Annotated in this window: 17 protein-coding genes, 1 other RNA gene and 1 pseudogene; 15 read left to right on the top strand and 4 right to left on the bottom strand. The window is 63.4% G+C overall.

What is annotated here, in order from left to right; translation table 11 throughout:
- Nucleotides 1–3 precede the first annotated feature (3 nt).
- Nucleotides 4–945 carry an NAD(+) diphosphatase gene (gene nudC / locus NKJ17_RS02860; protein ID WP_352686854.1) on the bottom strand — a complete coding sequence of 314 codons (942 nt, stop codon included), beginning with the start codon at nucleotides 943–945 and terminating at the stop codon, nucleotides 4–6.
- Between the two features lie 38 nt (nucleotides 946–983).
- Complete coding sequence (locus NKJ17_RS02855; RefSeq protein ID WP_023676868.1) at nucleotides 984–1,403, bottom strand: HIT family protein; 420 nt, start codon at nucleotides 1,401–1,403, stop codon at nucleotides 984–986.
- Between the two features lie 359 nt (nucleotides 1,404–1,762).
- Between NKJ17_RS02855 and ffs the strand changes: the two genes are divergently transcribed.
- The 12 genes from ffs to NKJ17_RS02795 all read left to right on the top strand — a co-directional run bounded on the left by ffs (nucleotide 1,763) and on the right by NKJ17_RS02795 (nucleotide 14,570).
- Nucleotides 1,763–1,859, top strand: an RNA gene (ffs, locus tag NKJ17_RS02850) — signal recognition particle sRNA small type.
- A gap of 104 nt (nucleotides 1,860–1,963) precedes the next feature.
- Nucleotides 1,964–3,790 carry a DNA polymerase III subunit gamma/tau gene (locus NKJ17_RS02845; RefSeq protein ID WP_352686851.1) on the top strand — a complete coding sequence of 609 codons (1,827 nt, stop codon included), beginning with the start codon at nucleotides 1,964–1,966 and terminating at the stop codon, nucleotides 3,788–3,790.
- Between the two features lie 31 nt (nucleotides 3,791–3,821).
- A complete protein-coding gene (locus NKJ17_RS02840) occupies nucleotides 3,822–4,145 on the top strand; it encodes a YbaB/EbfC family nucleoid-associated protein (protein WP_254816197.1) in 324 nt (107 codons plus the stop codon).
- 420 nt (nucleotides 4,146–4,565) lie between these two features.
- Entirely contained in the window at nucleotides 4,566–5,504 is a 939-nt protein-coding gene (locus NKJ17_RS02835) for a cell wall hydrolase (protein ID WP_352686849.1), read from the top strand.
- 146 nt (nucleotides 5,505–5,650) lie between these two features.
- Entirely contained in the window at nucleotides 5,651–6,256 is a 606-nt protein-coding gene (gene recR / locus NKJ17_RS02830; RefSeq protein ID WP_352686846.1) for a recombination mediator RecR, read from the top strand.
- A gap of 191 nt (nucleotides 6,257–6,447) precedes the next feature.
- Complete coding sequence (locus tag NKJ17_RS02825; RefSeq protein WP_352686843.1) at nucleotides 6,448–7,725, top strand: lytic murein transglycosylase; 1,278 nt, start codon at nucleotides 6,448–6,450, stop codon at nucleotides 7,723–7,725.
- A 200-nt stretch (nucleotides 7,726–7,925) separates the two neighbouring features.
- Nucleotides 7,926–9,569 carry an ABC transporter substrate-binding protein gene (locus tag NKJ17_RS02820; protein ID WP_254816193.1) on the top strand — a complete coding sequence of 548 codons (1,644 nt, stop codon included), beginning with the start codon at nucleotides 7,926–7,928 and terminating at the stop codon, nucleotides 9,567–9,569.
- Between the two features lie 18 nt (nucleotides 9,570–9,587).
- A complete protein-coding gene (locus NKJ17_RS02815; RefSeq protein ID WP_352686841.1) occupies nucleotides 9,588–10,655 on the top strand; it encodes an ABC transporter permease in 1,068 nt (355 codons plus the stop codon).
- Nucleotides 10,652–11,572 (top strand): nickel transporter permease, encoded by a 921-nt coding sequence (gene nikC / locus NKJ17_RS02810; RefSeq protein WP_352686838.1) that lies wholly within the window; start codon nucleotides 10,652–10,654, stop codon nucleotides 11,570–11,572. Before NKJ17_RS02815 ends, nikC begins: the two co-directional genes overlap by 4 nt.
- Nucleotides 11,569–12,402, top strand: a complete 834-nt coding sequence (locus NKJ17_RS02805; protein WP_254816190.1) for an ABC transporter ATP-binding protein — start codon at nucleotides 11,569–11,571, stop codon at nucleotides 12,400–12,402. The genes nikC and NKJ17_RS02805 overlap by 4 nt, the downstream gene beginning before the upstream one ends.
- Nucleotides 12,399–13,148, top strand: coding sequence for an ABC transporter ATP-binding protein (locus NKJ17_RS02800; protein ID WP_352686836.1), 750 nt, complete (start codon nucleotides 12,399–12,401; stop codon nucleotides 13,146–13,148). The genes NKJ17_RS02805 and NKJ17_RS02800 overlap by 4 nt, the downstream gene beginning before the upstream one ends.
- Nucleotides 13,149–13,292: 144 nt before the next feature.
- On the top strand, nucleotides 13,293–14,570 hold the full coding sequence (locus NKJ17_RS02795; RefSeq protein ID WP_352686833.1) for a 4-aminobutyrate--2-oxoglutarate transaminase: 1,278 nt from the start codon (nucleotides 13,293–13,295) through the stop codon (nucleotides 14,568–14,570).
- A gap of 63 nt (nucleotides 14,571–14,633) precedes the next feature.
- On the opposite strand, the pseudogene NKJ17_RS02790 reads toward NKJ17_RS02795, so the two are convergent.
- Nucleotides 14,634–15,236 (bottom strand): annotated as a pseudogene (locus NKJ17_RS02790) (sulfotransferase family protein).
- Nucleotides 15,237–15,356: 120 nt separating this feature from the next.
- The gene (locus NKJ17_RS02785) at nucleotides 15,357–16,607 is read right to left on the bottom strand and encodes an NAD(P)/FAD-dependent oxidoreductase (RefSeq protein ID WP_352506129.1); all 1,251 of its coding nucleotides are present in this window, start codon (nucleotides 16,605–16,607) and stop codon (nucleotides 15,357–15,359) included.
- Between the two features lie 422 nt (nucleotides 16,608–17,029).
- On the opposite strand from NKJ17_RS02785, the gene NKJ17_RS02780 reads away from it, so the two are divergent.
- Genes NKJ17_RS02780 through bfr form a run of 3 tightly spaced genes read left to right on the top strand, consistent with a single transcriptional unit; the run spans nucleotide 17,030 to nucleotide 19,139 of the window.
- On the top strand, nucleotides 17,030–18,322 hold the full coding sequence (locus NKJ17_RS02780; RefSeq protein WP_352506229.1) for an imelysin family protein: 1,293 nt from the start codon (nucleotides 17,030–17,032) through the stop codon (nucleotides 18,320–18,322).
- A gap of 54 nt (nucleotides 18,323–18,376) precedes the next feature.
- Nucleotides 18,377–18,688, top strand: a complete 312-nt coding sequence (locus NKJ17_RS02775; RefSeq protein WP_352506130.1) for a (2Fe-2S)-binding protein — start codon at nucleotides 18,377–18,379, stop codon at nucleotides 18,686–18,688.
- Nucleotides 18,654–19,139 (top strand): bacterioferritin, encoded by a 486-nt coding sequence (gene bfr / locus NKJ17_RS02770; RefSeq protein ID WP_023676883.1) that lies wholly within the window; start codon nucleotides 18,654–18,656, stop codon nucleotides 19,137–19,139. Before NKJ17_RS02775 ends, bfr begins: the two co-directional genes overlap by 35 nt.
- Nucleotides 19,140–19,150 lie beyond the last annotated feature (11 nt).

Below are 19,150 nucleotides of genomic sequence, written 5' to 3'. Positions count from 1 at the left end.
GTATCACGCGCTGTCGGCCCAGGCGCGGATGAGATTATAGGCGATCGCCCCCTTCGGCGGTGTCACCAGGCCGCCCGGATGCTCGCGGGCCAGCATCGAGAGCACCTCGTCGCGAAAGAACCAGCGGCAATCTTCCAGCTCGTTGAAGTCGGGGTGGATATCGTCGTTGAGCGGTTCGCCGAAGCAGCCGATCATCAGCGAATAGGGAAACGGCCAGGGCTGGCTGGCGTGGTAGACGACGCGGCCTAGCCGGATGCCGGCTTCCTCCAGCGTTTCGCGGCGCACCGCCGCCTCGATCGTCTCGCCCGGTTCGATGAAACCGGCGAGCGCCGAATACATGCCGGGCCCGAAATGCCGGCCGCGGCCGAGCAGGCATTTTTCGCGCGTCGCCGTCAGCATGATCGCCACCGGGTCGGTGCGCGGAAAGTGCTCCGTGCCGCAGGCCGGGCAATGCCGCTTGTAACCGCCCGCCCGCATCTCGGCTTCGGTGCCGCACTTGCTGCAGAAGCGATGGCTGGCATGCCAGGCAAGCAGCGCCGCCCCTTGCGCCAGCGCGCCGGCGGCCGCTTCGTCGATCAGCCCCTGCATATAGACCGAGCGATAGTCGATGGCCTTGATCGTCTCGGGAAGCTGCTCGGGCTCGACTCCGGCCGGCACCGCCAGCACCGGGCCGCTTTCGGAAAAACCGAGCAGCACGCGGTTTTCGAGCGATGCTTCGAGCGGCCGGCATTCGGCCACGCCGAACCAGGGGTCGAATGCGCCTTGCGCAAGCTTCAGATAGAGCCGGCCGCCACGCATCAGCAAAAGCCGCGCCGAAGGATCGGCGAGCGCCTTTTCAACGGAATCGTCGGCGCGGTTTTCGGACTGCCGGTCGATAATGTTGCCGGCGAAGCCGACGAACTGGCTCGGCTCGCGCAAGGGCGCGTCAAACAGGCGAAAGCTCATGCAGACTCGGGAAGGTTCAAGATGGACACGGGGGAGGCTTATAGCGCTGCCTTGATCTTTTCCGCAAACTTGCGAAGGTCGGAGCGCTGATAGGGCTCGCGCAGGCCGTGCCCCCACACCGGGCCGGGCCAGCCGGGATCGCCTTCCGAGCGCGCAATGACGTGTACATGCAACTGGCGCACGATGTTGCCGAGTGCACCGGTATTGATCTTGGTGCAGCCGGTCACCCGCTTCAGCGCCAGCGCCACCATGTTGGTCTCGAAGGTCAGCATCGCCTGGTCGAGCGGCGTCATATCGTGGATTTCCTCGATGCCCGGCCGCTGCGGCACCAGCAGCAGCCATGGCCAGCGGCGGTCGTTCATGACGCGCAATTCGCACAGGCCGAGCCACATCAGCTGTTCGCTGTCGGCTTCCAGCTGGGCGTCAAGCGTGAATCCGGCCTTGAGGCCCGGCAGCATCGGCGTTTCCCTCACTTTTGGACATTTTTTGAACTCTATCGACGCTAGAGCGGCTTCCGAAGGGCCGCAAGGGGCAGCAAGCAACATTGGCCGTCGCGGCGCTGATTGTGCGCGAAGAAGTGAAGGCCCGGGCAAATTGCATCAGGTTGGCGCTGCCCCGCCGAGGTCGACGATTTTGATCGTGGCCACATTTTGTTCTTGCTTTGTGCCGGCAGCTATGCTACTAATCTCGCTATGGTGATTATTCGCACCAAAAACCCGCCCGCCGAGGCGGGTTTTTGGTTTCAGCTTTCGCCGTCGCTCAAGGCCCCTGTCATCCGCACTTGCATTTCATCGCCGGATTGCCGATATGGATGCTGGGAGGTTGGTGGTGGACGGTCCACTCGCCAACCGGGTCAGGTCCGGAAGGAAGCAGCCCTAACGAGCCCGGAACGGGTCATTGTTCCAGCCTCCCGCCTCTTCGCCTTTTGCCCCGACATTGACGGCGCCAAGCCGTGCGGGCGAAACTATGCGCAGGAATCGGCGGCCTCCAGTGGCAGCCCTTGGAGCTTGACGGGCGAATGAGCGAAGCCGGAAACGAGGCCGGGAAATTGGACAAGCCTGCCGCCTACCGCGTGCTGGCGCGCAAATACCGACCGTCGAATTTCTCCGAGCTGATCGGCCAGGAGCCGATGGTCCGCACGTTGACCAATGCCTTTGCCACCGGCCGCATCGCCCAGGCCTGGATGCTGACCGGCGTGCGCGGCGTCGGCAAGACGACGACCGCGCGCATACTCGCCCGGGCGCTGAACTACAAAACACCGACGGTCGACCAGCCTTCCGTCGACCTTGCCGTGCTCGGCGAGCATTGCCAGGCGATCATGGAAGGCCGGCATGTCGACGTCATCGAGATGGACGCCGCCTCGCATACCGGCATCGACGATATCAGGGACATCATCGAGCGTGTGCGCTACGCCCCGGTGTCGGCGCGCTACAAGGTCTACATCATCGACGAAGTGCACATGCTTTCCAACCAGGCCTTCAACGGCCTGCTGAAGACGCTGGAAGAGCCGCCGCCGCACGTCAAGTTCATCTTCGCCACCACCGAAATCCGCAAGGTGCCGATCACCGTCCTGTCGCGCTGCCAGCGTTTCGACCTCAGGCGCATCGATGCGGCAATGATCAAGGCCGACCTTGCCAGGATAGCCGGTCTGGAGGGCATCGAAGTTGAAGACGACGCGCTGGCGATGATCGCGCGCGCGGCCGAAGGCTCGATGCGCGATGCGCAGTCCATCCTCGACCAGGCGATCGCCCATGGCGGCGGCGCGGTCAGCGCCGAAGCGGTGCGTGCCATGCTCGGCCTTGCCGACCGTGCCCGCATCGTCGATCTGTTCGAGCATGTCATGAAGGGCGACGTCGCGGCCGCGCTTGCCGAATTCCGTGCCCAGTACGATACCGGCGCCGATCCTGCCGCGGTGCTGACCGACCTTGCCGAGTTCAACCATCTGGTCACCCGTCTGCGTTTCGTGCCGGCTGCCATCGACGACGCCTCGCTGTCCGAGGACGAGCGTCGGCGCGGCGCCGATTTCGCCAGCACGCTGTCGGTCAAGGTGCTGTCGCGGACATGGCAGATGCTCTTGAAAGGCATTCCCGAGGTGCAGACTTCCAACCGCCCGGTCAGCGCCGCCGAGATGGTGCTGATCCGGCTGGCGCATGCCGCCGACCTGCCGACGCTGGACGAGGCGCTCAAATCGCTGGAGAACGGCGTTTCGCCGCCGGGCGCCGCGCCGCGCGTGAATGGCGCGCCGGCAAGCCCCGGCCCCGCAAACCATGCGCCTGCAAGCGGTGGTGCCGGTGCCGTGGCGCAGACGCGGATGCCGACGGCCAATGGCGGCGCGCAGACGATGCGCCTGGTCGAGGCCGAGCCCGTGCCGACCAACTTCGTTGCTCCGCCGGAGCCGGTGGTCGAGGCGCCGCTGGTGCCGGTGAAATCGCTGGCCGATATTGTCGCCCTTGCCGACGCCCAGCGCGACATGGCCTTCAAGGTGCTGGTGAAGCGTTGCGTGCGCCTGGTGCGCATCGAGCCCGGCCGTATCGACGTCAGCCTGACCGACGATGCGCCGAAGATGCTGCTCAACGATTTGACCGCCAAGCTGCGCGCCTGGACGGGCCGCAGCTGGCTGGTGTCGCTGTCGAAGGAGGAGGGCGGCCAGACGCTGGCCGAGATGGAATCGACAAAGCGCGAAAACGCCTTCCTCGATGCCAAGAGCGACCCGACGGTCGCCGCCATCCTGGCGCGCTTTCCCGGCGCCAAGATCATCGACGTGCGCATTCCCGACGCGCCGGAAGCCGATGCGGCAGAGGCCGAAGTACCGGTCGAGCCACCGGCCGACGACGACGAAACCTGAACAACCAGCACCAACTGCAAAGGACCGTGCGATGAAAGATCTTCTCGGCCTGATGGGCAAGGCAAAGGAAATGCAGGCCAAGTTCCAGGCCATGCAGGATGAGATTGCCACGCTGGAAGCCACCGGACAGGCCGGCGGCGGCCTGGTCAGTGTGACGCTGACCGGCAAATTCGAGATGAAGTCGCTGAAGATCGACCCGGCGCTGTTCAAGGAGGACGAGGTCGAGATTCTCGAGGACCTGCTCCTCGCTGCCCACAACGACGCCAGGACCAAGGTCGAGCAGATCATGCAGGAGAAGACCAAGGCGCTGACCGCGGGACTGCCGATCCCCCCGGGAATGAAGCTGCCGTTCTAAGGTGTATTGATATTCACGTGATGCCGGCCTGCAAACGGCGGCTTCCTGCGCTTCCGGTGCTCACGTACGAAACGTACGCTCCGCTCCGGTTCTCGGAAGCCGCCATTTTCGGCTCGGCCTGACCTGAATCTCAGCACACCTCGAGCTGTGTTTACAGTTACCGCGTCGACTGAACCAATCTCTCCAGGCTTGGGCAAGCCCTCTTGCGCAGATTGCGGCGCTCCAAGGTCACGGCATGAATCCCTGGAACCATGCGGGCACTTGACCGAAGAGGGCAGCGATCCAACGCTCTTCGCCCGCCAGCTGTGTCTATTGGGCAACGCCCCAAACTTAATAACGCTTTAGCCATCTTTTTGCCTGAAAGTGTCTCATTCTTGCCGCAACCAGGGGCGGGCTGGCAGCAGAATGAGGGGACACCTGTTGATCTCTACCCGATGGAAGACGCCGTTGCGGCTCGGCGTCGTTGTCTCGCCGCTGTTTTTGGCCGCTTGCAGTCAGACCGCCTCGCACGGCATGTCCAGCCTGACCGATGCCATTACGCCGGGTTTCCTGAGCTCGCGCTCTTACAATTCCACGCCGAAGGAGAAGGAATGCCTGGAGCGGGCGATGTTCTTCGAGTCCAACCGGTCGAGCCGTGACGGCATGATTGCGGTCGGCACCGTGGTGATGAACCGGCTGCGGTCGGGCAAGCACGGCAGCACCATCTGCGAAGTGGTTGGCGAGCGCGGCCAGTTCGCGCCGGGCGTCATGACACGGCCGATGAATTCGAAGGCGATGCCCGACGTCGAGGAGGCCGCCGAGGCGGTGCTCAAGGGCGAGCGCAAAGCCAAGCTGAAGAACACCATGTATTTCCACACCGCCGGGCTGCGCTTCCCCTACAAGAACATGCACTACACCATGGTCGCCGGCGGCAATGCCTTTTATGAAAAGCGCGGCCGCAACTGGCAGCCGTTGCCGGACGAACCGGTGGTCGCCATGGCCCAGGCCAAGCCGCAAGCGCCTGCCGCTCAGGCTATACTTGTCGCCTCGGCGGAGCCGGCTCGCGAGGTCAAGCCCACATTCGCCAAGGCAACCTATGTTACCGCCGCCGCATCGCTGCCGGCAAGGCAGACTAGGGTGACTGCAGGAATGGCGACCGCGGCGAGGGCGGCACCGGAGAAGCCAATCCTTGTGGCGCTGCAGGAGCCAATGCAGGAACCGGACGCGGCCCGTTTCGGTGGAACCGTGAACCCCCGGCCGGTCACATCATTCCAGGCGGCGCCGGCAGAGCCGACAATGTCGTTCGAGACGACGCCCGAGAACACCGACGCCATCGGCGCGATGATCGCCGGCCAGACCCGGCCGCTGGAGGAAAACTGAGGCGGCCGGCGTCGGCGCGTTGTACGGGGAGAAATGCCCGGCAGGGCAAGGGGGGCGGCGCAACGCCGGGCGATTGCCTCTTTGCAGGCTGAACAGCGCGCCTCAGCGCTGTTCCAAAACCCGTTGAAAAATCCTAAACCGGAGCGATGTCGAAGCGAATCGCCGGTCCCGAGATCGAACGCCTGATCCAGCTGCTGGCCAAGGTGCCGGGGCTCGGCCCGCGTTCAGCGCGCCGCGCCGCGCTCCACCTCATCAAGAAGAAGGAGCAGCTGCTGGCGCCGCTCGCCGCCGCCATGGGCGAGGCGGTCGACAAGGTGCGCATCTGCTCGACCTGCGGCAATGTCGACACCTCCGATCCATGCATGATCTGCACCGACCCGCGCCGCGACCCCACCACGCTCATCGTTGTCGAGGACGTGGCCGACCTTTGGGCGCTGGAGCGGGCGACCGCCATGAACGTGCGTTATCATGTGCTCGGCGGTACGCTGTCGCCGCTCGACGGCATTGGTCCCGATGAGCTCAACATCCGTTCGCTGGTCGATCGCGTCGCCGGCGGCGAGGTCAAGGAAGTGATCCTCGCCGTCAACGCTACGGTCGAGGGCCAGACTACCGCGCACTACCTCACCGACCAGCTTTCCGGCTTCAACGTCAAGGTGACGCGCCTGGCGCACGGTGTTCCGGTCGGCGGCGAACTCGACTATCTCGACGAAGGCACGCTCGCCGCGGCACTGCGCTCGCGGACGGTGTTTTGAGGGGAGTTGCGGGGAGGATGATGGTTGCTAAGCATTCTTTAAGGCTGGCGATCCGTCCCACCCCCCTCTGTCCTGCCGGACATCTCCCCCGCAAGGGGGGAGATTGGCCGTCGCTTCTGCTTTCGCCAATTTTCAGCGTTGCAAAATTGGCGCCGAGATTGAAGCTGCCGATCTCCCCCCTTGCGGGGGAGATGTCCGGCAGGACAGAGGGGGGTGGGACGGATCGCTGTTTTCGCAAAATAGCCGTCGCGTTTCTTCTTGGAGTCCTCTTTGCCCTCATCCTCGCCACACCCGCCTCCGCGGCAAAGATCGACGACCAGTTCCGCGCCTGGCTTGGCAACGACCTCTGGCCCGAAGCCAAGGCCAAAGGCATCTCCAGGAAAACCTTCGATGCCGCCTTCGACGGCGTCAAGCCGAACCTCAAACTGCCCGACCTGGTAAAGCCTGGCGAGAAGGCGACGACGCCGCGGAAGCAGCATCAGGCCGAGTTCGGTTCGCCCGGCGCCTATTTCGCCGAAAAGATAGTCCGTGCGGTGACCGCCGGCGGCCGCACCCGCGAGGCGACCAACGCTAGGACCCTTGCAGCGATCGAGAAACGCTACGGCGTGCCTGGCGAAGTGCTGCTGGCGATCTGGGGCCGCGAGAGCGGCTTCGGCGCAGCGAAGCTGCCTTATGACGCCTTCGAGGTGCTGGGCACCAAGGCGTTCATGTCGACCAAGAAGGAATTCTTCCGCACCGAGCTCTTGGCGGCGCTGGGGATCGTCGAGCGCGGGCTTGCCCCGGTCGGTGCGATGAAATCGTCCTGGGCCGGCGCGCTCGGCCAGCCGCAGTTCATGCCGACGTCGTTCCTCAAGCATGCCGTCGATTTCGACGGCGACGGCCACACCGACATCTGGAATTCGACGCCCGACATACTGGCATCGATCGCCAATTATCTCGTGCATTATGGCTGGGTCAGGGGCCGCGGCTGGGGCTTCGAGGTGATGGTGCCGGAAAGCGTCTCGTGCTCGCTCGAAGGTCCGGACCAGGGCAGGAAGATTTCCCAATGGGCTGATATGGGCATCAGGCGTGTGTCGGGTAAACCGTTCCCGGCGAGCGAACTGAAAGCCGAGGGCTTTCTTTTGATGCCGGCCGGGCGTAGCGGCCCGGCCTTCATCGTGACCCCCAATTTCTACGTGCTGAAGCAGTATAACACCAGCGATCTCTATGCCCTGTTCATCGGCCATGGCGCCGATCGCATCGCCCATGGCGACAGCAATTTCTCGGGCAATTGGGGCGCGGTCGGCGGGCTCTACCGCTCCGACATCGCCGCCCTGCAGCGGGCGCTGGAAGCCAAGGGCTACGATGTCGGCAGCGCCGACGGCCTGCCTGGCTTCAAGACGCGCCGCTCGATCGGCAAATGGCAGGCCAGCAACGGCCGTTCCGCTACCTGCTTTCCCGACCCCGACCTGGTTACCGCGCTGAAATAGCCGGATTTTCGCACCGCCGGTCTGGCCCAATCGACCGTTCTGCAAATGCTCGTTGCCGCGCTCGAAACCGCCGGATATGGTGAGCTGGAACCGCACAAAAATTGCCAATACGACGGTCCGGGGATCACCGTTCGACGCGGCAAGAAATGCCACAACCCTGAGCCGGGAACTCAGGTCAACAAAAACAGGGAACAGTTGAAATGATGATGGAAAAGTTTGCTCTACGCACCCGCTTCTTGCTCGCGGGCGCCGCCATGTCCGCGCTGCTTCTGGCCGGTGCGCCTGCCTTCGCGGTCACGCCCGCCGACACGCTGGTCGAGGGTTTCGCCATCGACGACATCATCTCCATGGATCCAGGCGAGGCATTCGAACTGTCTACCGCTGAAGTCACCGGCAACACCTACGATCTCCTGGTGCGCCTCGACCTCAGCGACACCTCGAAGGTCAAAGGCGATCTCGCCGAAAGCTGGAGCGTCTCCGACGACGGCCTGACCTACACGTTCAAGCTCAAGCCCGGCCTCAAATTCGCCTCCGGCAATCCGATCACAGCGGCGGACGTCGCCTATTCGTTCGAGCGCGCCATCAAGCTCGACAAGAGCCCGGCCTTCATCATCGGCCAGTTCGGCATCGACGGCGGCAACGTCACCGAGAAGGCCAAGGCTGTTGATGATACGACGTTCCAGTTCACCGTCGACAAGGCCTATGCGCCGAGCTTCGTGCTGAACTGCCTGTCGGCGACGGTCGCCTCGGTCGTCGACGCCAAGCTGGTCAAGGAGCATGTCGCGGCGGTCACGCCGAGCGCCGACTACAAATGGGACAATGATTTCGGCAATGCCTGGCTGAAGACCGGCTATGCCGGCTCCGGTGCCTTCAAGCTGCGCGAATGGCGCGCCAACGAAGTTGTCGTCCTTGAGCGCAACGACAATTACTACGGCGAGAAGGCCAAGCTTGCCCGCGTCATCTACCGCAACATGAAGGAAAGCTCGGGCCAGCGCCTGGCGCTGGAAACCGGTGATATCGACGTCGCCCGCAATCTCGAGCCAAACGATCTCGACGCCATCGCCAAGAACGCCGATCTCACCACCACCAGCGCGCCGAAAGGCACGGTTTTTTACATCAGCCTCAACCAGAAGAACCCGAACCTCGCCAAGCCCGAGGTCCGCCAGGCTTTCAAATATCTGGTCGACTACGACGCGTTGAGCTCAACCATCCTCAAGGGCATCGGCGAGATCCACCAGACCTTCCTGCCCAAGGGCGACCTTGGTGCTCTCGACGAAAACCCGTTCAAGCTCGATGTCGCCAAGGCCAAGGACCTGCTTGCCAAGGCGGGTCTCGCCGACGGCTTCAACGTCACCATGGACGTGCGCACCGGCCAACCGACCACCGGCATGGCGGAATCGATCCAGCAGACGCTGGGACAGGCCGGCATCAAGCTGGAGATCATCCCCGGCGACGGCAAGCAGACGCTGACCAAATACCGCGCCCGCAACCACGACATCTATATCGGCCAGTGGGGCCAGGACTATTTCGATCCGAACTCCAATGCCCAGACCTTTGCCAGCAACCCGGACAATTCGGATGAAGCCAAGACCAAGACCCTGGCCTGGCGCAACGCTTGGGACATTCCGGACTTGACCAAGCAGACGGAAGCGGCCCTGCTCGAGAAGGATTCGGCCAAGCGCGCCGCAATGTACGAGGATCTTCAGAGGAAGATCCTCGATACCAGTCCTTTCGTCATCATCCACCAGCAGCTGGAAGTGGCTGGCCTGCGCAAGAACCTCAAGGGCTTTGCGCTCGGCCCGAGCTTCGACACCAACTTCGTCGGCCCTGTTTCGAAGGAGTGATGTCGGCGGACGCGCCGCATGAGCTTGGCTGAAAGGGAAACAACGGCGGGGCGCGGCAGCGCTCGCGCCGTTGCCGTTGCCTCATCGATCGCCCGGTTCCTGGTCATCGCGATAACGACTTATCTCGGTCTGCTCGCGGTGACCTTCTTCATCGGCCGGGTGATCCCGATCGACCCGGTGCTGGCGGTGCTCGGCGACCGGGCGCCGACCAATGTCGTCGAACGAACGCGCCGCGAGATGGGTCTCGACCTGCCGTTGGTCGAGCAGTTCTACATCTATGTCAAACATGCCTTGAATGGTGATTTCGGCACCTCGGTGCTGACCACCAATCCGGTGATGACGGACATCCGCCGCGCCTTTCCGGCGACGCTGGAACTGGCAACACTGGGGACGCTGATCGGTTCGGTGATCGGCGTGCCGCTTGGTGTGCTGGCGGCCGTGCGGCGCGGCAGCATCATCGACCAGATCGTGCGCATCATCGGTCTTGTCGGCTATTCCGTGCCGATCTTCTGGCTGGGGCTGCTGGCGCTGGTGCTGTTCTACGCCAAGCTGCAATGGGTCGCCTTTCCCGGCCGCCTCGATATCGTCTACGAATACACCTTCACGCCGATTACCGGCTTTTACCTGCTGGATGCACTCTGGCAGCGGCAGTGGGACGTATTTGCCGATGCCTTCCGCCACATCATCCTGCCTGCCTCGCTGCTCGGCTATTTCTCGCTCGCCTACATCAGCCGCATGACGCGCTCCTTCATGCTGAACGAACTCACCCAGGAATACATCGTGGCGGCGCGCGCCAAGGGCCTGTCGGAAACGCGCATCATCTGGGGTCACGCGCTGCGCAACGCCGCGGTGCCGATGGTTACGGTGATCGCTCTGTCCTATGCCGGGCTGCTCGAAGGCTCGGTGCTGACCGAGACGGTGTTTTCGTGGCCGGGCATCGGCCTCTACATCACCAACTCGCTGCAGAACGCCGACATGAATGCCGTGCTTGGCGGCACGATCATCATCGGCTCGGTCTTCATCGGCATCAATCTTTTGTCCGACCTGCTCTACCGGCTGCTCGACCCAAGGACCAAGGCAGGATGAGCGCAGAAGCGATTCAAACCCGCCGTGATTGGCTGCTCAGCGAGCGGCCGGCGTCGCGCGTGCAGGCAAGGCTCGGCCGCGCCTATGTGGCCTGGCGGCGCTTTTCCGCCAACCGGCTGGCATTCATCGGTCTGCTCATCATCATCGCCCTGCTGGTGGTCGCGGCCTTCGCCGACGTGCTGGCGCCCTATTCGCCGACATTCGGCGACCTCAAGGGCTCGCGGCTGCTGGCGCCAAGTGCCGCGCACTGGTTCGGCACCGACGATCTCGGCCGCGATATCTATTCGCGCATCATCTTCGGTTCGCGTTGGACGCTCTATGTCGTCATTCTGGTCGCCATCATCGCCGCGCCCATCGGCTTGCTGGTCGGCACCGTTGCCGGCTATGCCGGCGGCTGGACCGATGCGATTCTGATGCGCATCACCGACATCTTTCTCGCCTTTCCGAAGCTGATCCTGGCGCTGGCCTTTGTCGCCGCGCTCGGCCCCGGCATCGAAAACGCGGTGCTTGCCATCGCCATCACCTCGTGGCCGCCCTATGCCCGCATTGCCCGCGCCGAAACGCTGACGGTGCGCAATTCCGACTATATCAAGGCGGTGCAGTTGATGGGCGCTTCGCCGTTCCGCATCGTGCTTCGCCACATAATGCCGCTCTGCATCTCCTCGCTGATCATCCGGGTGACGCTCGACATGGCCGGCATCATCCTGACCGCCGCCGGCCTCGGCTTCCTCGGCCTCGGCGCGCAGCCGCCGCTGCCGGAATGGGGCGCGATGATCGCGTCGGGCCGACGCTTCGTGCTCGACCAGTGGTGGGTGGCGGGCGCGCCGGGCTTTGCCATCCTCATCGTCAGTCTCGGCTTCAACTTGCTCGGCGACGGCCTGCGCGACGCGCTTGATCCGCGAAGCGGTGACCAATGAGCACGCTTCTCGAAGTCGACGACCTGCGCGTCACCTTCCCGACGCGCACCGGCCTGATCGAGGCAGTGCGCGGCGTTTCCTTCTCGCTCGGCCGCGAACGGCTCGGCATCGTCGGCGAGAGCGGTTCGGGCAAGTCGCAGACCGGCCGCGCCATTATGGGCGTCACCCCGCCGCAGGCCGAGGTGACCGCAAAGACGCTTGCTTTCGACGGCATCGACCTGCTGGCCGCCTCGCCGCGCGAGCGCCGCGCACTGCGCGGCAAGCGTATCGCCATGATCCTGCAGGATCCGAAATATTCGCTCGACCCGGTGATGAGCATCGGCCGCCAGATCGTCGAGACACTGCGCACGCATGAGAAAGTCTCCAAGGCCGAAGCCCGCGACCGCGCGCTTGCCATGCTGGAGGCTGTGCAGATCCGCGATCCGGCCCGTGTCTTCGACCTGCATCCGCACGAGGTTTCCGGCGGCATGGGCCAGCGCGCCATGATCGCCATGATGCTGATCGCCGGGCCGGAGATGATGATCGCCGATGAGCCGACCTCGGCACTCGACGTCACTGTGCAGCTCGACGTGCTCGGCATCCTCGACCGGCTGGTCAGCGAGCGCGGCATGGGACTAATCTTCATCTCGCACGACCTGCGCTTGGTCTCATCTTTCTGCGATCGTGTCATCGTCATGTATGCCGGCAAGGTGGTCGAACAGCTCAAAGCCTCGGAGCTCGGCCGTGCCCAGCATCCCTATACGCGCGGCCTGCTCAACTGCATGCCCAAGATCGGCGCCGACCGTCACCCGCTGCCGGTGCTCGACCGCAAGCCGGAGTGGGCGGCATGACGGCAGCCCTTTCCGTTGACCGGCTGGAGGTGGTCTTCGACCGTTTTCGCGCGCTGAAGGGCGTCAGCCTCGAAGTCGAATCCGGTGAATCCTTCGGCCTGGTCGGCGAGTCCGGCTCCGGCAAGTCGACGTTACTCAGGGCAATCGCCGGCCTGGCCCCGGCCGCTTCGGGCACCATCGCCGTCAACGGCAAACAGCTCGGCGCCCGCCGCGACAAGGCGTTCTACCGCGAGGTGCAGATGGTCTTCCAGGACCCATACGGCTCGCTGCACCCGCGCCAGACCGTCGACCGCCTGCTGCAGGAGCCGCTCGCCATTCACGGCTTTGCTGACGGCGAAAAGCGCATCCAGCGGACGCTGGACGAGGTCGGCCTGGGCACCGGCTTCCGTTTTCGCTATTCGCATCAATTGTCCGGCGGCCAGCGCCAGCGCGTGGCAATCGCCCGTGCCCTGATCCTCGAACCGTCGATCCTGCTGCTCGATGAGCCGACCTCGGCGCTCGACGCTTCGGTGCAGGCGGAGGTGCTGAACCTGCTGGAGGAGATCCGGCGGCGGCGCAAGCTGACCTTCCTGATGGTCAGCCACGACCTCGCCATCATCACCCATATGTGCGAGCGGCTGATGGTGATGCAGAACGGCGAGGCGGTCGAGCACCTCACCGCCGGCGACCTCGTCGAGCGCCGCGTCACCAAGGACTACACGCGCAATCTGCTGAGGGCGAGCGAGGGGTTTGTCAGGACGGCATGAGCGACGGGCCTTCGGTTGCCGACACCGGCATCGACAGGCCCAATCGCCGGGCGACGGTGCCAACTTGAGGAAAACCTGAAATAAGCCCAAAAGAGTCTCAACAGCCATCAAACGAGAGCGGGCGCCGGTCCGGTGAGGGATACGATGACAAATTCAGCCATTTCCGAACGCAAGAACCAGTCGATTTCGCGCGGCGTCGGCATGACCACTCAGATCTATGCCGATCGCGCCGAAAACTCGGAAATCTGGGACGTCGAAGGCGGCCGCTATATCGATTTTTCGTCCGGTATCGCTGTCGTCAACACTGGCCACCGTCACCCTAGGGTGATCGAAGCGGTCAAGGCGCAGCTCGACCGCTTCACCCATACCTGCTACCAGGTCGTGCCCTACGAGAGCTATATCCGGCTGGCCGAACGGCTGAACGGCATGCTGCCCGGCAAGTTCGACAAGAAGACGATTTTTGTCACCACCGGCGCCGAGGCGGTCGAGAACGCTATCAAGATTGCCCGTAACGCCACCGGCCGGCCGGCGGTCATCGCTTTTTCCGGCGGCTTTCACGGCCGCACCTTCATGGGCATGGCACTGACCGGCAAGGTCGTGCCCTACAAGGTCGGCTTCGGCGCCATGCCGGCGGATGTCTTCCATGCGCCGTTCCCGGTGGCGCTGCACGGCGTCTCGGTCGCCGATTCGATGGCGGCGCTCGACCGGCTGTTCAAGGCCGATGTCGATCCGGCCCGCGTCGCCGCCATCATCGTCGAGCCGGTGCAGGGCGAGGGCGGCTTCTACGAGGCGCCGCGCGACTTCATGACCGCATTGCGCAAGATCTGCGACCAGCATGGCATGCTGCTGATCGCCGACGAGGTGCAGACCGGCTTTGCCCGCACCGGCAAGATGTTCGCCATGGACCACCACGAGGTGGCGGCCGACATCACCACCATGGCCAAGAGCCTTGCCGGCGGCTTTCCGCTGGCGGCGGTCACCGGACGTGCCGAGATCATGGATGCGCCGAACCCCGGCGGGCTCGGCGGCACCTATGGCGGCAGTCCGATCGGCGTCGCCGCGGCGCATGCCGTGCTTGACGTCATCGACGAGGAGAAGCTCTGCGACCGCGCCAACACGCTGGGCAACCGTCTGAAGCAGCGCCTGCAATCGATCCGTGACGAAGCGCCGGAGATCGTCGATATCAGGGGCCCCGGCTTTATGAACGCGGTCGAGTTCAACGATGTGACGAAGGGCCTGCCGTCGCCGGAACTCGCCAATGCGGTCCGGCTGAAGGCGCTCGACAAGGGTCTGATCCTGCTGACCTGCGGCGTCTACGGCAACGTCATCCGCTTCCTCGCGCCGATCACCATCCAGGACGGCGTCATGAACGAGGCGCTCGACATCCTGGAAAGTTCGATCCGCGACGCCCGCGCCGCCTAAGCGGCGAGGATATGGCCTGGGATTCAACTGCGGCGAAGGCCGAGATAGGCGGCAAGCCGCCGTTCAACGCCCTATGCGAGCACGAAATTCGGCAGTCGAATTGGTGCGTGGAAACGGTTCGGAAGGCAACTGTACACCGAGAAAGGCACAAAGCGGCTCCCACCCTTCGGAGGCCTGATAAGTGAGAAGGCGTTCAGGTGGCAGCGTTGATTTCACGGAAGCGTTATGTGCTTCATAGACAGCGATTGCGTGATCACGGTTATCAAATCGACCGCCAAAGACAGTGTTTCCAATCACCGCCACACCAAAGGACTGTGGATCATTGGTAGCAGCATCCATCGTGAGCCCTATTGTTTACGCCATGCTGTCATACCAGGCTTCGGGGTCACGAACTGTCAGGATAACCTTCGCATCAGGGTAGTGGTCACTCACTTCGCGCCAAAAATGCGCCGTTGGCCAATCGACCGCGGAAAGATAGCCGGCATATGCCGCATCCCAGGTCGGGAGTTGTCCCTGGCCGGCTGCGCGCCACAGCGTCTTCTGCTCGGGATTGGCGTGGACATCTGCCATGTGATGACACGGCCCGAACCCAAGATGCTCCAACGCGAGCTTCAGCGAATATGTGCCAGTGCGACCCATGCCTGCGCCAATGACATATAGAGCCATGAGCACCCCCCGACGATTTCAATTGGTCAAAATACCGCTGTTTCCTTTACTTCGCTATATGTTTGAAGGTCAGCTCCCGGTCGAACTAGACTAGGTCATTCAGGGTGATTGGGTTTGATCTTATCCCGCAGCGCGGACAGGCTCTTCTTCCTGGAAGGCGGCGAGCGCCGCCTTCAGCCCGTCGGGCCCAGTCGCGACAATCTGCGGCGACGGCGAAAAGCCGGCGCCGAGCATCTTGCGGCCAAGCATGTGGTCGCCGGGCCGGTTGACCGATTCGATGCCGAGCAGCCGGCTTCCGGCATAGTGGTAGATAGAGAATTTGTTCTCGGCCACGTCGCCCAGCACGAGATGGCTGTCGCCGCCCGCAATCAGGCCGACCATCTGCAGCTTCATGTCGCCGATATCGGACCAGAACCACGGCACCGCCGAGTAATTGTCGGTGTGGCCGGCAATGGTGCGAGCGGCGAGCCGCGCCTGGTCGGTGGCGTTCTGCACCGATTCCAGCCGCACGTCGCCGCCTGTGAACCAGTGCCGGTAGGACGCCGCGTCGCCGATGGCGAGGATTTCCGGCACCGACGTGCGCATCTGCTGGTCGACGCGGATGCCGTTGGCGATGGCAATGCCGGCGGCTTCGGCCAATTCGACATTCGGCACGACGCCAATGCCGATGACGACCATCTGCGCCGGCAATCTTTCGCCAGATGAGGTGATTGCAGCCGAAACACGGCCGTTCTCGCCCTCCAGCCGTTCGATGGTGGTGCCGGTAAGGATGCGCACACCGGTCGCCTCCAGCCGCTGGCGCACATGGCCGGCGATGACCGGCGCGACGGCGCGCCCGAGCAGCCGGTCGACCGCCTCGACCACCGTGACCTTGCGGCCGGCGGCGGTGAGCGTTGCGGCAATCTCAAGGCCGATGAAGCCGCCGCCGAGGATGACGACCTCCTCGCTTTGCGCGCTTAATTCGCGGATCAGGCGGGCATCACTGAGCGAGCGCAGCGACACAACGCCAGAAAGCTCCGACCCCGGCAGCGGCAGCAGGCGCGGACGCGCGCCGGTGGCGAGGATCAGCCGGTCGAACGGCAGCACGCCGCCTGATATCTCCAGCCGGCGGCCGGCGACGTCGATCCGCTCGACCCGCAGGCCTGGCCGGTAGTCGATGGCGCTGCCGGTATAAAAAGCCTCGCCGCGCAACGGTTGCGGCTTTGCTTGCTGATCCTTGATGAAGGTCTTCGACAGCGGCGGCTTGTGGTAGGGCAATTCGTCTTCGTCGCCGATCAGGATTACCGGCCCGTCATAGCCTTCTTCGCGCAGACTGGCGGCCGCTTGCACGCCCGCATGACCCGCACCGACAATGACGACCCCGATCTTCATAACAGCCCGATTCCTCACCCAAATCTAGGACGTCACGCCAGGTGGCGATTGTCTGGTCCCGCCGCAAGAGCGCCGATCCGGGTCGCACCCGGAACGGCCGCCTGTCAACCGCGTCATGCGCCGGCATTCCTATACATCGGTGTTAAAGTTGACAGTTCTAGTTTAGAATAATTCTAAACTATTGTTTCAATTGAATTTTTTCTACGCCACCAGTTGACATCCGGTGTCTTCGCCGTTTTATGGAAGCTCGCGCGTCAGCGCATCCCTTTGATGTCTGGGCCTTGAACCCTTTCGATTGGAGGCATTTCGGTGTCTTTCTTCCGCGAACCGCGCGATGGCGCGACCCTTCTTTGCCCGCTGGCAGCTGCCCGCCGCGGCGCCGGCATTTCATTGATTCCCGAGGAGAGACAGTCATGAGAACGATGATCAGGGCACGGTATGGCGGCAGGCTTGCGGCGATCGGGGCCACCGCGATGCTCACGGCGGCTGTGTTCGTGCTGCCGGCCAAGGCGCAAACCGATGCCAAGGCGGTCATCAAGACCTATTCCGACATCGCGCTCGCCAAATACGAGGATTCGCTGATCACGGCCGAGGCGCTCGACAAGGCTGTCGATGCGCTGCTCGCCAAGCCATCGGCCGAGACGCTGAACGCCGCCCGCGAGGCCTGGAAGGCATCGCGCGTTCCCTATCAGCAGACCGAGGTCTATCGCTTCGGCAATGCCATCGTCGACGACTGGGAAGGCAAGGTGAACTCCTGGCCGCTCGACGAGGGCTTGATCGACTATGTCGCCAAGGGCTACGGCACCGAGTCGGATGCCAACGCTTTATACACCGCCAATGTGATCGCCAATAAGTCGATCGAGATCAACGGCAAGAAGGTCGACGCCACCAATCTGACGCCGGAGTTCCTCTCCGGCACCCTGCAGGAGGCCGGCGGTATCGAGGCCAATGTGGCGACCGGCTATCACGCCATCGAATTCCTGCTTTGGGGTCAGGACCTGCACGGAACCGGTCCGGGCGCCGGCGAGCGGCCCTACACCGATTACGACCTCGCCAATTGCACCGGCGGCAATTGCGACCGTCGGGCGCGATACCTGAAATCGGCGAGCGACCTTCTGGTTTCCGATCTAAAGGATATGGTCGACTACTGGAAGGAAGGCGGCGCCGCCCGCAAGAACCTTGTCGATGGCGAGCCGAACGCCGCCATTTCGACCATCTTCACCGGGATGGGCTCGCTGTCCTATGGCGAACTCGCCGGCGAGCGGATGAAGCTCGGCCTTTTGCTGCACGATCCGGAAGAGGAGCATGATTGCTTCTCCGACAACACCTACAACTCCCATCTCTACGATGCGATCGGCATCCGTGCCGCCTATCACGGCAGCTACACGCGGCTTGACGGCACTGTCGTCGAGGGGCCGTCGGTGGCCGACATGGTCAAGGCGGCCGATCCGGCGATCGACAAGGAATTGTCGGCTAAACTGGATATCACCATCGCCAAGATGGAGGCCATCAAGGCGCGGGCGCTTGCCGGCGAGGCCTATGACCAGCAGATCGCCGAGGGTAACGCTGACGGCAACGCCACCGTGCAGGCGGCGATCGACGCGCTGGTCGATCAGACCAAGTCGATCGAACGCGCCGTCGGCACCCTGAAGCTCAATGCCATCGCCTTCGAGGGCTCGGACAGCCTCGATTCACCGGACAAGGTGTTCCAGTAAACTTCGAAACCAACAGCCACGCGGCGCAATGAGCGCCGTTAGCCAGAGCGACAAATGCTGATCTGCCATTGCAACATCATCACCGAAAAGGAGATAGAGCAGACGATCGTCGGACTGCTGGATGAGGACCCCTGGCAGCTGATCGTGCCGGCGAAGGTCTACCATGCCATGCACAAGCGCGGTCGCTGTTGCGGCTGCTTCCCAAATGTGGTCGAAACGATCATTCGGGTCACCGAAAATTATCACGCCCGCTCGGCGGCGAGCGGCGTGGACATCGTTTCACACCTGGATCGCGTCAGAGGCCTGCGCGTCCAATACGGGAGCAGAATCCATGAAAGGCGAACAGCAGATCATAGAGCGGCTTAACGAGGCTCTGTTTCTGGAACTTGGAGCGGTCAATCAATATTGGGTGCATTTCCGGCTGCTGGAAGACTGGGGATACGCCAAGCTGGCGAAGAAGGAACGCGCTGAATCGATCGAAGAAATGCACCATGCCGACCGGCTCGTGGCGCGCATCATCTTCCTTGAGGGCCATCCGAACCTGCAGTCCGTGGCGCCGCTGCGTATCGGGCAGAATGTCAAGGAAGTGCTCGAATCCGATCTTGCCGGCGAATATGACGCGCGCACCGCCTACAAGCGTTCGCGCGAGGTTTGCAACGAAGCAGGCGACTACGTGACGATGAAGCTGTTCGAGGAATTGCTGGCTGACGAGGAAGGTCACATCGACTTCCTCGAGACGCAACTCGACCTGCTCGCCTCCATCGGCGAGGAAAAGTACGGCCAACTCAACGCAGCGTCGGCCGACGAGGCGGAATAAGGACATGCCGG

The sequence above is a fragment of the Mesorhizobium sp. M0208 genome, assembly GCF_040322015.1.
Lineage (GTDB): Bacteria > Pseudomonadota > Alphaproteobacteria > Rhizobiales > Rhizobiaceae > Mesorhizobium.
The sequence above is the reverse complement of the archived record's forward strand: the minus strand, read 5'-3'. Positions and strand labels throughout refer to the sequence as shown.

What these genes read in the sequence shown, in the direction of transcription:
- NKJ17_RS02775 (WP_352506130.1), top strand. Translation starts at nt 18,377, where the DNA reads ATGCTGATCTGCCATTGCAACATCATCACCGAAAAGGAGATAGAGCAG.
- NKJ17_RS02795 (WP_352686833.1), top strand. Translation starts at nt 13,293, where the DNA reads ATGACAAATTCAGCCATTTCCGAACGCAAGAACCAGTCGATTTCGCGC.
- NKJ17_RS02840 (WP_254816197.1), top strand. Translation starts at nt 3,822, where the DNA reads ATGAAAGATCTTCTCGGCCTGATGGGCAAGGCAAAGGAAATGCAGGCC.
- bfr (WP_023676883.1), top strand. Translation starts at nt 18,654, where the DNA reads ATGAAAGGCGAACAGCAGATCATAGAGCGGCTTAACGAGGCTCTGTTT.
- NKJ17_RS02855 (WP_023676868.1), bottom strand. Translation starts at nt 1,403, where the DNA reads ATGCTGCCGGGCCTCAAGGCCGGATTCACGCTTGACGCCCAGCTGGAA.
- NKJ17_RS02815 (WP_352686841.1), top strand. Translation starts at nt 9,588, where the DNA reads ATGAGCTTGGCTGAAAGGGAAACAACGGCGGGGCGCGGCAGCGCTCGC.
- NKJ17_RS02825 (WP_352686843.1), top strand. Translation starts at nt 6,448, where the DNA reads ATGTCCGGCAGGACAGAGGGGGGTGGGACGGATCGCTGTTTTCGCAAA.
- NKJ17_RS02785 (WP_352506129.1), bottom strand. Translation starts at nt 16,607, where the DNA reads ATGAAGATCGGGGTCGTCATTGTCGGTGCGGGTCATGCGGGCGTGCAA.
- NKJ17_RS02800 (WP_352686836.1), top strand. Translation starts at nt 12,399, where the DNA reads ATGACGGCAGCCCTTTCCGTTGACCGGCTGGAGGTGGTCTTCGACCGT.
- nikC (WP_352686838.1), top strand. Translation starts at nt 10,652, where the DNA reads ATGAGCGCAGAAGCGATTCAAACCCGCCGTGATTGGCTGCTCAGCGAG.
- NKJ17_RS02780 (WP_352506229.1), top strand. Translation starts at nt 17,030, where the DNA reads ATGATCAGGGCACGGTATGGCGGCAGGCTTGCGGCGATCGGGGCCACC.
- NKJ17_RS02805 (WP_254816190.1), top strand. Translation starts at nt 11,569, where the DNA reads ATGAGCACGCTTCTCGAAGTCGACGACCTGCGCGTCACCTTCCCGACG.
- nudC (WP_352686854.1), bottom strand. Translation starts at nt 945, where the DNA reads ATGAGCTTTCGCCTGTTTGACGCGCCCTTGCGCGAGCCGAGCCAGTTC.
- NKJ17_RS02820 (WP_254816193.1), top strand. Translation starts at nt 7,926, where the DNA reads ATGATGATGGAAAAGTTTGCTCTACGCACCCGCTTCTTGCTCGCGGGC.
- NKJ17_RS02845 (WP_352686851.1), top strand. Translation starts at nt 1,964, where the DNA reads ATGAGCGAAGCCGGAAACGAGGCCGGGAAATTGGACAAGCCTGCCGCC.
- recR (WP_352686846.1), top strand. Translation starts at nt 5,651, where the DNA reads ATGTCGAAGCGAATCGCCGGTCCCGAGATCGAACGCCTGATCCAGCTG.